Origin of the sequence: Arthrobacter sp. SPG23, from assembly GCF_000876655.1 — a bacterium.
Taxonomy (GTDB): Bacteria; Actinomycetota; Actinomycetes; order Actinomycetales; family Micrococcaceae; genus Arthrobacter.
The window spans coordinates 165,560-178,006 of the sequence record NZ_JYCN01000022.1 but is presented as its reverse complement, the minus strand read 5'-3'; the positions used below and the strand labels follow the sequence as shown (position 1 = coordinate 178,006).

General features: G+C 67.1%; 11 protein-coding genes. 8 read left to right on the top strand and 3 right to left on the bottom strand.

Annotated features, from left to right (window positions below; translation table 11 throughout):
- Positions 1-44 precede the first annotated feature (44 nt).
- The gene (locus tag TV39_RS14980; RefSeq protein ID WP_043482915.1) at positions 45-1,196 is read right to left on the bottom strand and encodes a glutamate--cysteine ligase; all 1,152 of its coding nucleotides are present in this window, start codon (positions 1,194-1,196) and stop codon (positions 45-47) included.
- A gap of 93 nt (positions 1,197-1,289) precedes the next feature.
- Here TV39_RS14980 and TV39_RS14970 point away from each other — a divergent pair, with 93 nt between their 5' ends.
- Positions 1,290-3,065, top strand: a complete 1,776-nt coding sequence (locus tag TV39_RS14970; protein WP_326942840.1) for a glycoside hydrolase family 3 N-terminal domain-containing protein — start codon at positions 1,290-1,292, stop codon at positions 3,063-3,065.
- Positions 3,066-3,123: 58 nt separating this feature from the next.
- Complete coding sequence (locus TV39_RS14965; RefSeq protein WP_268747787.1) at positions 3,124-3,954, top strand: shikimate 5-dehydrogenase; 831 nt, start codon at positions 3,124-3,126, stop codon at positions 3,952-3,954.
- A 6-nt stretch (positions 3,955-3,960) separates the two neighbouring features.
- Here the strand turns inward: TV39_RS14965 and TV39_RS14960 are convergent, their stop codons facing one another.
- On the bottom strand, positions 3,961-5,205 hold the full coding sequence (locus tag TV39_RS14960; RefSeq protein ID WP_043482906.1) for a class I SAM-dependent methyltransferase: 1,245 nt from the start codon (positions 5,203-5,205) through the stop codon (positions 3,961-3,963).
- Positions 5,206-5,260: 55 nt separating this feature from the next.
- Here TV39_RS14960 and TV39_RS14955 point away from each other — a divergent pair, with 55 nt between their 5' ends.
- From TV39_RS14955 to TV39_RS14930, 6 genes are all read left to right on the top strand, one after another.
- On the top strand, positions 5,261-5,659 hold the full coding sequence (locus tag TV39_RS14955; RefSeq protein WP_043482903.1) for a hypothetical protein: 399 nt from the start codon (positions 5,261-5,263) through the stop codon (positions 5,657-5,659).
- A gap of 206 nt (positions 5,660-5,865) precedes the next feature.
- Positions 5,866-6,159, top strand: coding sequence for a co-chaperone GroES (gene groES / locus TV39_RS14950; RefSeq protein WP_003805290.1), 294 nt, complete (start codon positions 5,866-5,868; stop codon positions 6,157-6,159).
- An 85-nt stretch (positions 6,160-6,244) separates the two neighbouring features.
- A complete protein-coding gene (groL, locus tag TV39_RS14945; RefSeq protein WP_043482900.1) occupies positions 6,245-7,855 on the top strand; it encodes a chaperonin GroEL in 1,611 nt (536 codons plus the stop codon).
- Positions 7,856-8,075: 220 nt separating this feature from the next.
- Entirely contained in the window at positions 8,076-9,716 is a 1,641-nt protein-coding gene (locus tag TV39_RS14940; protein WP_043483195.1) for a helix-turn-helix transcriptional regulator, read from the top strand.
- Between the two features lie 91 nt (positions 9,717-9,807).
- Positions 9,808-10,155 carry a hypothetical protein gene (locus tag TV39_RS14935; protein ID WP_043482898.1) on the top strand — a complete coding sequence of 116 codons (348 nt, stop codon included), beginning with the start codon at positions 9,808-9,810 and terminating at the stop codon, positions 10,153-10,155.
- A complete protein-coding gene (locus TV39_RS14930; protein WP_052500586.1) occupies positions 10,152-11,267 on the top strand; it encodes a flavin-containing monooxygenase in 1,116 nt (371 codons plus the stop codon). The genes TV39_RS14935 and TV39_RS14930 overlap by 4 nt, the downstream gene beginning before the upstream one ends.
- On the opposite strand, the gene TV39_RS14925 is transcribed toward TV39_RS14930, so the two are convergent.
- The gene (locus TV39_RS14925; RefSeq protein WP_052500585.1) at positions 11,264-12,232 is read right to left on the bottom strand and encodes a DUF389 domain-containing protein; all 969 of its coding nucleotides are present in this window, start codon (positions 12,230-12,232) and stop codon (positions 11,264-11,266) included. The two genes, TV39_RS14930 and TV39_RS14925, sit on opposite strands and share 4 nt — an antisense overlap.
- Positions 12,233-12,447 lie beyond the last annotated feature (215 nt).

Sequence of the window (12,447 nt, the reverse complement as noted above, 5' to 3'; positions counted from 1 at the left end):
GACAGGGCGCCGCGGCCCCCGGCCCGGCGCTGCAGCAAAGGAGCTCAGGCGGTGGGGCCGTTCCGCATCTGCTTGACGAGGTCCAGCACCACGGCCTGGAGGTCTCCGCCGTGTTCCGCGGCGACACGGCGCTGCCGCTGGTATCCGGCGCCGCGGCTGATGATCTTTTCGACGTCGGCGAGCTCGTCGGAGCAGCCGAGCTTCGCCGCCACGGGCTCCAGCCGGTTCAGGGTTTCGAGCAGGTGCTCGGTGACCAACTGCTCGTTGCCCTGGGCATCGAGGATGATGATCGCCTCAAGGCCGTAGCGGGCGGCACGCCACTTGTTCTCCTGGACGTGCCACGGAGGCATGGTGGGAATGGTGCCGCCGTTGTCCAGGGTGGTGGAGAACTCGTCCACCAGGCACTGGGTCAGGGCAGCGATCGCGCCGACCTCCTCCAGGGTGGCCAGGCCGTCGCAAATGCGCATCTCGATGGTGCCGAGGTTGGGGACCGGGCGGATGTCCCAGCGGATCTCCGAGATGGTGTCGATCACTCCGGTGGTGAACATGTCCTGAACATAGGACTCGTACTCCGCCCAGGTGGAGAACTGGAACGGCAGGCCGGCGGTGGGCAGCTGCTGGAACATCAGCGCGCGCTGCGAGGCGTAGCCGGTGTCCTCGCCGCCCCAGAACGGACTTGAGGCGGACAGCGCCTGGAAGTGCGGGAAGTAGTTCACCAGCCCGTCCAGCACAGGCAATACCTTGTCGCGGCTGTCCAGGCCCACATGGACGTGGACGCCGTAGATGACCATCTGGCGGCCCCACCACTGGGTGCGGTCAATGAGTTTGGCGTAGCGGGCCTTGTCCGTGACAGGCTGCAGCTGGGGCGGGCTGAAAGGGTGGCTTCCGGCGCAGAAGACCTCAACGCCCATGGGGTCGGTAACTTCCCGCACGGCGGCGAGGGAACTGCTGAGGTCGGCCTTGGCCTGAGCCACTGTTTCGCAGATGCCGGTGACGAGCTCAACCGTGTTCAGCAGGAGTTCCTGCTTGATATGGGGGTGTTCGTCGTCCTCGTTGAGTTCGGGGTGGTTGGCTGCGACGCCGCGGAGAACTTCGTTGGCCACCGAGGCGAGTTCGCCGGTCTGCGCATTGACCAGGGCAAGCTCCCATTCCACACCAAGAGTTGATTGCCTGGATGAAGCGAAATCAATCTTCATGTGGTCCCTTCACTGTTCCGCCGTCCGTTGCCGTAGCCGCCTGCGGGCGGGCAACGGGTGGTTCAAGTCTAGTGCAGGGGTAGCATCGAGTTGATGGCTTGGTTTCAACGACGCAGTGACAGTTCCCACAAAGAAACGTCGCACAACAAAACTCCGCACACGAAGACTTTCCCTAAAACCGCGGCAACCCTCGCAGCGGCGGCGGCACTGATCGCGACCGCCGCCTGTACCGGCGTCCCTTCCCCGGACGGCTCCGAAGGTCCCCCCGGAACGTCGTCCCCGACTGCCTCCCCGTCGGCTGGCGCCACGCCTTCCGGCGCCGGCGCTTCGGGTGCCCCGGCCGCGCCCCGGCCCTCCACGCCTGCTCCCGGCCTGCGCCAGCTTGGCTGGGGACCGCAGCAGCAGGACGAGGACGCCGCACGGGCCGCCGTCGCAAAAATGAGCGTCGAGCAGAAGGCCGGGCAGGTGCTGATGCCGTTCTTCACCGGCACGGATTTCGCGGCCCAGGCGGCAACCGTGGAACGGCTGCACCTGAGCGGAGCAATCGTCATGGGTGACAACGTGCCGCGGTCCGCCGACGGAACCGTGGACACCGCCGCCATGGCGGCAGGCATCGGCCGGCTGCAGAAGGCGGCCACAGCGGACGGACGCACCTGGCCGGCACTGGTCAGTGTGGACCAGGAAGGCGGAGTCGTGGCGAGGCTGCGCGCCCCGTTGACGGAATGGCCGGCCCCGATGAGCTTTGGCGCAGCCGGCAACGTGGGGCTCGCAACCGAAGCCGGCAAGGCGCTGGCCTCGGAGCTGGCCGGGCTCGGATTCACGGCGGACTTCGCGCCGGACACGGATGTGACCGCCGGGCCGCTGGATCCCACCATCGGCGCCAGGGCGATGTCCGGCAACCCCGATGCGGCTGCCGGCCTGGGCGTCGGCTTTGCGCAGGGAATGCTGGCAGGCGGGCTGCTGCCGTCCGCCAAGCACTTCCCGGGGCATGGCTCCGTGGCCGTTGACTCGCACGAGAACCTGCCGGTGCAGAACGCCACGGTGGCGCAGCTCCGCGCAAAGGACTGGAAACCTTTCCAGGCCGCCATCGATGCCGGCCTGCCCATGATCATGACCGGCCACATTTCCGTGCCCGCCCTGGAACCGGGGGTGCCGGCGTCATTGTCCAAGCAGAGCTACGCAGCCCTCCGCGGCCTGGGTTTCAAGGGTGTTGCCGTGACCGACGCGCTCAACATGGGCGCGATCAAGAAGCAGTACCCCGGGGAGTCCGCCGCGCCGCTGGCCCTGGCCGCGGGGGCGGACCTGCTGCTTATGCCGGGGGACGTGGCCGCCGCGCACGCGGCAGTGGTCGGCGCCGTCAACACCGGAGCGCTGCCGGGGACGCGCCTCGACGAGGCGGCACAGCGGGTGGTGACCATGATGATGTGGCGCGCCCGGACCCCGGTGCCGCAGGCCGCCGCCCCGGGAAGCGGATCCGCCCTTTCGCAACGTATTTCCGCGGCTGCGGTGACCGTTCTGGCCGGACCGTGCCACGGGCCGATGGTCCCGCGCAGTGTCCGCCTGGCCGGCGGCAGCGACCAGGACCGCGCCCGTTTCGCCCGGGCCGCCCGGGACGCCGGCATCAGCCTTGGCGCCGGGCCGCTCGTGACGCTGATCGGCTATGAAGGGGTGCCGGCCACGGGCGACGTCGTGGTGGCCCTTGATGCGCCGTGGCCGTTGGCCGGCTCGGCGGCACCCGCCAAGGTGGCCCTCTACGGACGCAGCCAGGAAGCGTTCAACGCCCTGGCTGCCGTCCTGGCCGGCAAGGCGCCGGCCACCGGAAAGCTGCCCGCCGCCGTCGGACCCCATGCGCCTGGCAGCGGCTGCTGACGCCGCTGCCGCGTGGCGTAACAGTGCCGTCCGGGCTGCAGAGGCGTTTAATGGACCCGTGCCAATTCTGAATAAAGACATGACCCTGTGCATTTCCCTCTCGGCCCGGCCGAGCAACAACGGAACCCGCTTCCACAACCATCTTTATGAGCAGCTGGGCCTGAACTGGATCTACAAGGCCTTCGCGCCAACGGACCTCGCGCAGGCCATCGCCGGCGTCAGGGGTTTGGGCATCCGGGGCTGCGCGGTGTCCATGCCGTACAAGGAAGACGTCATTGCGCTGGTTGACGCGATGGATCCCTCGGCCCGGGCCATCGACTCGGTCAACACGATCGTGAACGACGGCGGCCGGCTCACGGCCTACAACACCGACTACACGGCAATCGAGCAGTTGCTGCAGCGCAACGCCGTCCCTGCCGGCTATTCAGTGCTGCTCAAGGGCTCCGGCGGCATGGCCAAAGCCACCGCGGCCGCCCTCCGTGACGCCGGATTCACGGATGTCACCATCGTTGCCCGCAACGAGGCAACCGGGAAACCGCTCGCAGACCTCTACGGGTTCAAGTGGAGTGCCGAACTTCCCGCACCGGACGCTGGCGGCACGGCGGACATGATCATCAACGTGACGCCCGTCGGTATGGCAGGAGGTCCCGACGTCGACTCGCTGTCCTTCCCGCCGGAGGCGGTGGACGCCGCGAAGGTGGTGTTCGACGTCGTTGCGCTGCCGGCAGAGACGCCGCTCATCAAGGCCGCCCGGGCTGCCGGGAAGACGGTGATCACCGGCGCCGAAGTAGCCACCATCCAGGCGCTGGAGCAGTTCGTGCTGTACACCGGCGTCCGGCCCACGGACGAGCAGGTCCGCGCGGCCGAAGACTTCATGCGGGCCCAGTAGCAGCAGCTAGATCGGGGCCTGTACCGGCTCTACCGAGATGGCCACCCGGTCCTCGCCGATCCTGGTGAGGACCAGGGTGGCTGTCTTTTTGCCCTTCGAACCCTTGCCGGCATTCTTGCCTCCGGCAAGGAGTTGCTTGCGGAGTTCCTCCGGCGTCACTGACGTCCCGCGTTTCTTGATGTCCAGCACGCCGATGTTGTTCTGCTTCACCCAGGCCTTGAGTGCTTTGACGTTGAACGGCATCACCTCAAGGACCTTGTAGGCCCTGGCAAACGGGGTGTCCACGAGCTCCGGCGCGCAGATATAGGCAATGTGTTCATCCAGGAGATGGCCGCCCAGCCGCGCAGCGACATCTGCCACGAGCCCCGCCCGGATGACGGCACCGTCAGGCTCATACAGGTATCCCTCCACCGGACCAACCGGCGCCACCGGGCCGCCGTCGAACTCTTCCGCACTGGTGATTTCCGCCGCGCCCTGCGGGCCCAGCAGCAGGGCCGCGCGCCGGACGCCGGGCCGGCTGACCGCGTTGAACCACAGCGCCACCTCGGTAACGTCCCCGCCCACGGAAACCCACTGCGCCTCACACCCGGCCGGCACGGAATCATGCGGCATGCCCGGGCCCATTTTTACGCCCACGGCCCGCCCGGACTCAGCGAGGGATTCCACGAAGGACAGCGGCGGGGAGAATTCCTCCGGATCCCAGATCCGTCGCGTCCCGGATGTCGACGTGGTGCGGCGGGCCGGATCCAGCCAGACGCCGTCCACGCCGTCCAGCGGGACTGAGGTGGCGTCGGAGTGGACCACGCTGGCGTGCGGGAAGGGAATCAGGTTCATGGTGGCGCAGGCGGCAGTGGTTTCGTCCATCTCCACGGCGGTAACCCTGATGTCCATGGAGGCCAGTGCCATCGAATCGGCGCCCAGCCCGCAGCCGAGATCCGCCACATGCCCGATCCCGGCGGACGCGAACCGTTCCGCGTGCCGGGCAGCGACGTTGAGGCGGGTGGCCTGCTCCAGCCCGGCAGGCGTGAAGATCATCTGCCGGGCGAACTCGCCGAACTTGGCCTCGGCCTTGGTCCGCAGCCTGGACTGGGTGAGGACGGCCGACACCAGCGCGGGGGAGTGGCCGGCCTTTCGGAGCGACTCGTTGAGCCGGAACGCTTCGTCCTCCCGGTAGGGACCCAGCGACGCCAGCAGCTCCCAGCCTTCGCTGGTCAGGAGCGGGGCGATCAGGTCCTGCAGTGCGTCAGCCATGTCATCAAGCCTAATCGAGGAGCCCGGCACCCGCGGTGCGGCTAGGGTTGGAGGCATGGAAGACAGTGCATTGCCGCAGCCGCCCGTCGACGACCAGGGCAACGACCACCCGCATCACACCGGACCGGCCACATATGCCCGGACCGCGCTGATCGCGGGTGCCGCCGTCGCCGTGGTCTGCCTGGCGCTCCTGGTGATCATCTTCTTCCTTGATTCCTTCAACGCCACGGTGTACTCGGTGGGCGGCAAGAACATCCAGGACGCCACCGACGAGGCACGGGAAATCCGCGAGTCCTACACGGCCGTCCGCACGGGCGGCCTCGTGTTCCTCATCATCTCGGCGGCCACCGCGCTCGCCGCCGCCGTCGTGCTGTACCGGAACCGCAACGTTACGAACGACGACGAGACGGACGACGGCGACGACGTTGATTTTGAGGACCTGGCAGGGCGCTAGCCGTTCACCGGGGACGAAATTCTGGCACTCGCCTTGACCGAGTGCTAACCACTTACATAGAGTCATCATTAGCACTCTCCCTAGGAGGGTGCTAACACATGAAGAACTGCCAGCCACGCTGCTGCCGGCACCGCGACGACGGTTTGCATGCGCAGGCGCAACAGTTTTCCAGTCCATAAATTTGCTGACGTAAAGGAGAGGTCCGAGTGTCGGTCTCTATTAAGCCTCTTGAGGATCGTATTGTTGTCCGCCCGCTCGAAGCAGAGCAGACCACGGCTTCCGGCCTGGTTATCCCGGACTCCGCGCAGGAGAAGCCGCAGGAAGGCGAAGTTGTTGCAGTCGGCCCCGGCCGCTTTGAGGATGGCAACCGCGTTCCGGTCGACGTAGCCGTTGGCGACGTCGTTATTTACTCCAAGTACGGCGGAACCGAAGTCAAGACCGGCGGCACCGAGTACCTCGTGCTGTCCGCCCGCGACGTTCTGGCGATCGTCGTAAAGTAACTCTTGGACCCCCGCGCAGCCGATCCGTCTGATTCATGTCTGACAGGTCAGCGGCGCGGGGTTTCTGTCTTGAAAGGACAAAACCATGGCAAAGCAGCTTGCGTTTAACGACGCTGCCCGCCGGTCGCTTGAAGCCGGCATCGACAAGCTCGCCAACACGGTCAAGGTGACGCTTGGTCCGCGCGGCCGCAACGTCGTGCTGGACAAGAAGTGGGGCGCTCCCACCATCACGAACGACGGCGTGACCATCGCCCGTGAAGTCGAACTGGATGACCCGTACGAAAACCTTGGCGCGCAGCTGGCCAAGGAAGTCGCCACGAAGACTAACGATGTTGCCGGCGACGGCACCACCACCGCCACCGTGCTGGCACAGGCACTGGTCAAGGAAGGCCTGCGCAACGTGGCGGCTGGCGCCGCCCCGGGCCAGATCAAGCGCGGCATCGAAGTTTCCGTCGAAGCCGTTGCGGCGCGCCTGCTGGAGAACGCCCGCCCCGTCGAAGGCACCCAGGTTGCAAACGTTGCAGCCATCTCCGCCCAGAGCGATGAGATCGGCGAGCTGCTGGCTGAGGCTTTCGGCAAGGTCGGCAAGGATGGTGTGATCACCATCGAGGAGTCCTCCACCACGCAGACCGAGCTGGTCCTCACCGAAGGCATGCAGTTCGACAAGGGCTACCTGTCCCCGTACTTCGTCACTGACGCGGAACGCCAGGAAGCAGTCCTCGAAGACGCCCTCATCCTGATCAACCAGGGCAAGATCTCCTCGGTCCAGGAATTCCTGCCCCTCCTGGAGAAGGCGCTGCAGAGCTCCAAGCCGCTGTTCATCATTGCCGAGGACGTCGAAGGCGAGGCCCTGTCCACGCTGATCGTCAACCGCATCCGCGGCACCCTGAACGTCGTTGCCGTCAAGGCTCCGGGCTTCGGTGACCGCCGCAAGGCCATGCTGCAGGACATCGCCACCCTCACCGGTGCGCAGGTTGTCTCCCCGGAACTGGGCCTCAGCCTGGATTCCGTTGGCCTCGAGGTGCTGGGCACGGCCCGCCGCATCACGGTGACCAAGGACAACACCACCATCGTTGACGGTGCCGGCACGGCCGAGGACGTAGCGGCACGCGTTGCCCAGCTGCGCGCCGAGCTCACCCGCACCGACTCCGACTGGGACAAGGAAAAGCTCCAGGAACGCCTGGCCAAGCTGGCCGGCGGCATTGGCGTGATCAAGGTTGGCGCAGCCACCGAGGTGGAGCTGAAGGAAAAGAAGCACCGCATCGAGGACGCAGTGTCCTCCACCCGCGCTGCCCTCGAAGAAGGCATCGTTGCCGGTGGCGGTTCGGCCCTCATCCACGCCCTCAAGGCACTGGACGAGGACCCTGCAGTCACCGCTCTCGAAGGCGACGCAGCCTCGGCTGTGGGCATCGTGCGCCGCGCACTGGTCCAGCCGCTGCGCTGGATCGCCCAGAACGCCGGTTTCGACGGCTACGTCGTTACTGCCAAGGTTGCCGAGTCCGCGGTCAACCAGGGCTTCAACGCCAAGACCGGTGAATATGAAGACCTCATTGCCGCCGGCGTCATCGACCCCGTCAAGGTGACGCGCGCAGCTCTCCGCAACGCCGCTTCCATCGCAGCGCTGGTTCTCACCACCGAGACCCTCGTTGTCGAAAAGCCGGCCGACGACGACGAGCACGCAGGCCACAAGCACTAGCTTGCAGCCAACGCCCTCAAGGCCGGCCCGGCCGGGTGGTTCCCAGGAACCGTCCGCGCCGGGCCGGCTTTTTCGTGCCCGTTTGCCGTCCGTTGCCGGGTCCTGTGGGGAGCTTGTGCCCCCGGCACCCCCGGCGTACCGTGGCGCTTAAAGGACCGTCGCGCGCAGAGCTGGGACGCGGACCAGCCCGGCGGGGCGGCCGGATCCGCGGGAGGGCATGATGGCAACGTCTGAAGCCGGCCTTGACCAGGGCCGCTCGGCCTTCGAGGAGCATCGCTGGACCGACGCCTTCGAGCACCTCAGCGATGCCGACCAGGGCGGCGGGCTCCCCGCGCCGGACCTTGAGCGCCTGGCCACCGCGGAAATCCTGACCGGCAAATCCGACGCCGGAATCGACACGCTCACCCGTGCGCACGAGGAGTACCTCGTCGTCGGCGACGTGGTGGGTGCGGCCCGCTGCGCCGGGTGGATCGGCATCCATCTCATGAACTCGGGCCAGCTGGCCCGCAGCACGGGATGGTTCGCCCGCGCCGGACGGCTGGTGGCTGAGCTGGACGCACCCTGCGCAGTGCAGGGCATGCTGCTGATTCCCACGGCGCTGGGCATGCTGTTTGGCGGCGACCCCGAAGGTGGCCGCCGCGTTTTCATGGACGCCCTGGCCATCGGGGAGAAGTTCCAGGACCGGGATCTCATCTCTCTTTCGATGCTGGGTACGGGCCAGGCCTGCGTGGCGCTCGGTGACATCAGCACCGGCGTCGGGCTCTTTGACGAGGTGATGGTTGCGGTGACCGCGGGGGAGCTCTCGCCAGTCCCCTCCGGGATCATCTACTGCGCCGTCATCGGGACCTGCCACCTGGCCTTCGATCTGCGCCGTGCCCTGGAGTGGACAGTGGCACTGGACCGGTGGTGTGGGGGACGGCCGGACATGGTCCTTTTCAGCGGCCAGTGCCAGAGCCACCGCGCCGACCTGTACCGGCTGCACGGGGCATGGGATGAGGCCATCAGCGCCGCGAAGGACGCGCAGCGGCTGTCTTCGGCGGGGGATTACCAGGCCCTCTATGGCGGCTACTACCAGCAGGGCGAAGTGGAACGGCTGCGGGGTGAGTTCGCGGCGGCAGAGGAATGCTACCGGCAGGCGGCACGCAGCGGCTATGAGCCCCAGCCGGGACTCGCGCTGCTCAAGCTGGCCCGTGGCGACATCCCCGCCGCGCAAACCCTCATCCGCGGGGCTGCCGACGCTGCCGACCTCGCCACGCGCCGCCACCTGCTACCGGCGCTCGTGGAAATAGAACTGGCCGCGGGGGACACAGCCGCTGCGCGGCAGGCCGCCGATGAACTGGCGTCCTTGGCACAGGTGTGCGGGATGCCGATGGCGCAGGCTGCCTCCTGCCAGGCCGGCGGCGCCGTCCTGCTCGCGGAAGGAGAACCCGCCCGGGCGCTGCCCCTCCTGAGGCGGGCTTGGACGCTCTGGCGGGAACTGGGCGTTCCATTTGAGGCGGCACGCAGCTGCACGATGGTGGGCCAGGCCTGCCGTGCAGCCGGCGACGACGATTCCGCAGAGATGGACTTCGAGGCTGCACACGCGGAGTTCCTGGCCCTCGGCGCAGCGCCGGCTGCGGCGTGGGCCGCCTCGCTCCAGCACGCACCGGCTCAGGAAGGGCATGCCGGACCGCTGACGCCGCGTGAAGTCGAGGTGCTCCGGCTCGTTGCGGCCGGCAAGTCCAACCGAGTGATCGCCGGCGAGCTCTACCTGAGCGAAAAGACGATTGCCCGGCACATCAGTAACATCTTCCTCAAACTCGGGCTGCAGTCCAGGGTCGCTGCCACCAGGTACGCCGTCGATCACGGGCTCACTGCCTGAGGCTGACTGCGTAGAACTACCCAGCGCGTCCGGGGCAAGATGCATAATTCTGCCGACGCGGGGCGCACTGCCGCGGTCCTAGTGTCGAACTATGAACCTTCCCGTCCTGGCCGGCACGTTCTCGACCGTGCTGTTCGCCCTTGGCATTCTTCCGATGCTCCTCAAGGCGGCGCGGACCAAGGACCTGGCGTCCTATAGCCTCAGCAACCTGGTCCTGAGCAATGTGGCCAACGCTGTCCATTCCGTCTACGTTTTCCACCTGCCTGCCGGGCCGATCTGGCTGCTCCACGCGGTGTACGTACTGGCCTCCGCCCTGATGCTCGTGTGGTGGCTGCAATACAGGAACGAACGGCCAGGCGGGGACGCAGGACGGCCTACGACTGACCGGGATGGTTCACCTCATCAGTCCGCAGCAGCTGAACAGGAGGCAGCGCAATGAACAGCATGAACGACGGCGGGTCGGGCGACACGCTTGACACGCTGGTGATCGGAGGGGGACAGGCGGGCCTGGCCATGGGCCACTACCTCAAGCGCCAGGGCCGGAAATTCCTGATCCTGGATGCGAATCCAAGGGTCGGTGACGCCTGGCGGCAGCGCTGGGACACCATGAGGCTGTTCACACCGGCCAAGTACGACGGCCTGCCCGGCATGCGATTTCCGGGAGACAGGTTGTCCTTCCCCACCAAGGACGAGCTCGCAGACTACCTTGAGGCTTATGCAGCCGCATTTGACCTACCGGTCCGCACCGGCACCCGGGTCGAGAAATTGCGGCGCGAGGATGGACGGTACGTTGCGGCCTCGGACGGCCGGCGGTGGCTGGCCGGAAACGTCGTTGTGGCCACCGGCTCCACGCAGGAGCCCAGGGTGCCGGACTTTGCTCCGGACCTCTCGCCGTCCATTGTGCAGCTGCATTCCAGCCAGTACCGGAACCCGGGCCAGCTCGGGAGCGGCAGTGTCCTTGTGGTGGGGCTGGGTAACTCGGGGGCGGAAATCGCCCTGGAAGTGAGCCGCACGCACCACACAGTGATAGCAGGCAAGCCGGGCGGCGAGCTGCCGGTGCGGCACGGAAGGGCCGCGGCCCGCTTCGTCCTGCCCCTGGTGCGTTTCGCGGGGCTCCACGTGCTGACACTCGATACTCCGATCGGCCGCAAGGCGGCACCAAACATGCTGGCGCACGCGGATCCCCTGATCAGGACCAAGAGCAAGGACCTGGCTGCCGCCGGCGTCGAGATCGTTCCGCGGGTGACCGGCGTCCGGGACGGGCGGCCCGTTGTGGCGGGACGCTCCCTCGATGACGTGTCCAACGTGATCTGGTGCACCGGCTACCGCGAGTCCTTCGGATGGATCGAGGCCCCGGTGTTCGACGGCGGCGGACGGCCCAGGCAGCACCGCGGCGTGGCCGCGGACGTGCCCGGACTGTTCTTCCTGGGAGAGGAATTCATGTACTGCGCCGCATCGGCCACCCTCCCCGGCTCCTGCCGGGACGCCCGATACCTGGCGGGAAAGATTCCCGCCGCGCCGTCATCGGTGGTGGCGGGGCCGCCGGCCTAGCTGCGGGCACGCAGTGCCCGGCGCCTCAGCCGCCGGGCACTCCCTTCCGGCAGCCGCCTGGTGATGATCCGGTAGAAGATGAGTACGGCCAGCGCCGAGGCTACGATGCCCACGAGGTTGAGCAGCAGCTGAAGTGCCGAGCCCGCCGCTTTCTGGTACTCGCCCAGCACCAGCGCTACCGCCACAAACCCGGCTGCCGGAACGGTGGTCACGGAAATGAACACCCCGATCAGGGCGGCCGAGCGCCGGCTGATCACGGACAGCATCCCCGCTGTGCCGGCCAGCACTGCAACGATCAGTGAGTAGGGCCCCGGGTGGTAAATGAACTCGACGGCGGACCCGGTGTCCAGGGTGTTGGGAGGAAAGAGCCCCAGCGGAACTGACAACCAGGCTGTCAGCGCTGCCAGGAGCATGGCCACGGGAAAGCCGACCCCCAGCGCCAGCGCCGCACTCCGTCCGAGCCGCCATTTCCGCTGTGCGAGCGACACCGCCAGGGCAGCGAGGGGCCCGAATTCCGGACCGACGGCCATGGCTCCCACAATGGCAATGGTCGAATCAGTGACGATCCCGATCGCGGCCAGCTGCGTCGCCAGGACGAGGAACGCCAAATAGCTCCACGTCAGCCGCGAATCCTCGCCGGTCTGGCGCGTCACCTCATCCCAGATCATGGCGTCGGCGCCGTCTCCCGGGGCGGCGGCTTCAGCCTGGTCGGCACGCCGGGAGAGCATAAGTTCGGGCATGGACACGGCGATGGAGCCCAGCTCCTGGACGTTGAGTGCATGCAGCTTCTCCAGCAGCTCCTCCACCGATTCCCGGGCCACGTGGACCACCACGACGTCCCCGGGCGGCAGGATGGACGCCCCTTTGTGCACGGCCACTTCCGCCGCGCCGGTTTGCTGGGTGCAACTTTCCACCACCAGGTCGGAGAGCTCCGCGGGTATGCAAATGCGCACCTGAACGATCATTGTGGCCACTCCTCCGTATTGCCCGGTTATGCACTGCGGCGTCGGCACCAGCCTAGTTTCCAGACCTGCCCGCGACCGGGACCCTCCTCTGGAAACTCCCAGCTTGCAGTGCCTTAATGGAAGGCGGGGGTCCTGTTCGTCGGCGTCGGCGATTCGCGATTAAAGTTACGTTTCGGTAACATGGATGCTTTGGTTATCCGCTTGAGGGGTTTTTC

Bases quoted from the DNA above. Each gene is read 5' to 3' on its own strand.
- TV39_RS14960 (WP_043482906.1), bottom strand. From the start codon at position 5,205: ATGGCTGACGCACTGCAGGACCTGATCGCCCCGCTCCTGACCAGCGAA.
- TV39_RS14930 (WP_052500586.1), top strand. From the start codon at position 10,152: ATGAACAGCATGAACGACGGCGGGTCGGGCGACACGCTTGACACGCTG.
- TV39_RS14925 (WP_052500585.1), bottom strand. From the start codon at position 12,232: ATGATCGTTCAGGTGCGCATTTGCATACCCGCGGAGCTCTCCGACCTG.
- TV39_RS14980 (WP_043482915.1), bottom strand. From the start codon at position 1,196: ATGAAGATTGATTTCGCTTCATCCAGGCAATCAACTCTTGGTGTGGAA.
- TV39_RS14940 (WP_043483195.1), top strand. From the start codon at position 8,076: ATGGCAACGTCTGAAGCCGGCCTTGACCAGGGCCGCTCGGCCTTCGAG.
- TV39_RS14955 (WP_043482903.1), top strand. From the start codon at position 5,261: ATGGAAGACAGTGCATTGCCGCAGCCGCCCGTCGACGACCAGGGCAAC.
- groL (WP_043482900.1), top strand. From the start codon at position 6,245: ATGGCAAAGCAGCTTGCGTTTAACGACGCTGCCCGCCGGTCGCTTGAA.
- TV39_RS14970 (WP_326942840.1), top strand. From the start codon at position 1,290: ATGGCTTGGTTTCAACGACGCAGTGACAGTTCCCACAAAGAAACGTCG.
- TV39_RS14935 (WP_043482898.1), top strand. From the start codon at position 9,808: ATGAACCTTCCCGTCCTGGCCGGCACGTTCTCGACCGTGCTGTTCGCC.